Source organism: Candidatus Competibacter denitrificans Run_A_D11, from assembly GCF_001051235.1.
Taxonomy (GTDB): domain Bacteria; phylum Pseudomonadota; class Gammaproteobacteria; order Competibacterales; family Competibacteraceae; genus Competibacter_A; species Competibacter_A denitrificans.
On sequence record NZ_CBTJ020000035.1, the window covers coordinates 1 to 1643 of the forward strand.

2 protein-coding genes are annotated in these 1643 nt (G+C 63.4%); both read left to right on the top strand.

The genetic code is table 11. From position 1 onward, the window contains the following. A partial coding sequence (locus tag BN873_RS20355) for a hypothetical protein (protein ID WP_048672417.1) occupies positions 1–205 on the top strand: 205 nt, incomplete at its 5' end. A gap of 305 nt (positions 206–510) precedes the next feature. After that, the coding region (locus tag BN873_RS07530; RefSeq protein WP_048672420.1) for an integrase domain-containing protein at positions 511–1643 on the top strand (1133 nt) is incomplete at its 3' end.

Genomic DNA, 1643 nt, shown 5'->3' on the forward strand with positions numbered 1-1643 from the left:
CCGACGGTTACGGCGGTCGCTGCGCGGCTACCGGCCTGATCCGGCGTTAGTGATTTCAGCGTCGGTCATGCACGTCCTGAACGGCCCGGACGCCGAGGCGGACGCCATGATTCTGGCGTATCTCCAGCGGTTATTTATGCGCCCTGAACCGGCGGCGAGCACACCCGGTGTACCGGATGCGCCGTCTGCGCCCACCGCACCTTGACAGAACCACCGTCAGCTCTTGGGAGTTGCTCGTGGCGGCCAGCGACCGACGGTTGCGACCCACGGGTTGGGGTTCACGGGCGATCTTTTCTATCGTTCGGACAAGGCAGGAGTTTGGAATAGCATGAAAACGTCCGGTTTCCCACAGGGGAATCGGCTTTAACGGCGAAGAGCCGTTGAAGGATGGGTGGTGCTTCTCAGGCAAGGCCCTCATCGCGCGCAGTACCCTCAAGTAGCGCCTGTGTCGTGTCTTTGTAGCTGTGGTGTCGGTCGTGTGGATGCCTTGGATGACGTTAGGAGGATGACGTGCGTGCCCGGACGCAGGGCGTAAAAACAGCAGGGTCCTCGTCGGACGCGGTGGAGCGCCCGGCGCTGACATCGGCGGGGCGCGGCAAACACGCCAAAGCCTTCGCCTCGCTCAATGCGCTGTTAAAAAAACACCTGCGCCGCAGTGCGGACGGGCGCAAGGTGGTGTCAAACGCCACGATTGCGGATCGGGCGACGTTTTATAGCCAGATGGTGCGCCAGCTCCACGCGCTGGGCTATCCGCTGCTGGACTTGGACAACCTCAAGCCCAAGCACATCGACGTGTTGATGAAGCATTGGGAAGCCCAACAGCTCTCGGCTTCGACGCTGCAAAAGCGTTTTTCTTATCTCACCCGGCTGTGCGATTGGCTGGGGAAGAAAAGCATGTTGCGACCGGGGGCGAGTTATCTGACCGATCCTGGTGCTTTTCAACGGCACTATGCCGCGGCCTACGATCATTCCTGGACGGCGGCGGGCGTTGATCCACTGGAGAAGATCGCGGACATCGCCACCCAAGACCCCGAGGTTGCGCGAGTCTTACGCCTTCAGCACGCCTTTGGCTTGCGCTTACAAGAAGCGTCCTTGTGCGATCCCCGCCGCGATCAGATCAGCGAGGACGCCTTACGGATTACGGCCGGGACCAAGGGTGGGCGGCCCCGCACCGTTCCGATTGAAACGGCGGCGCAACGGGCCGTTTTGGCCGAGGCCGCGCAGTGGGCGATGCAGACCGGCCGCTCGATGATTCCGCCTCAGTATGATCTCAAGCAATGGCTCACCCACTGCCATCACACGCTCGCCCGGCATGGCGTGACCCGCAAAGAGGGTTTGACCAGTCATGGGCTGCGCCACCAATACGCCAATGATCGTTACGAAGAGCTGACCGGGGAGGCGAGTCCCGTGCGCGGCGGCGGGCCGGTGGATGGCGATGAGCACCGTCGCGCTCAATGGGAGGTCTCGGCGCGGTTAGGCCACGCCCGCCCGGCCATCACCCAAGCCTATTACGGCAACGCGCGTCTGGGTCCGGGTCAGATCGCGCCGGGCGAAGACCGCAAGACCGCGCAGGCGGAGCGCCGTGTCCAGCGCCAATTATTGGCCGCACGGGTCAGCGCGCACCTGGGCGAGCGCCTGGATGG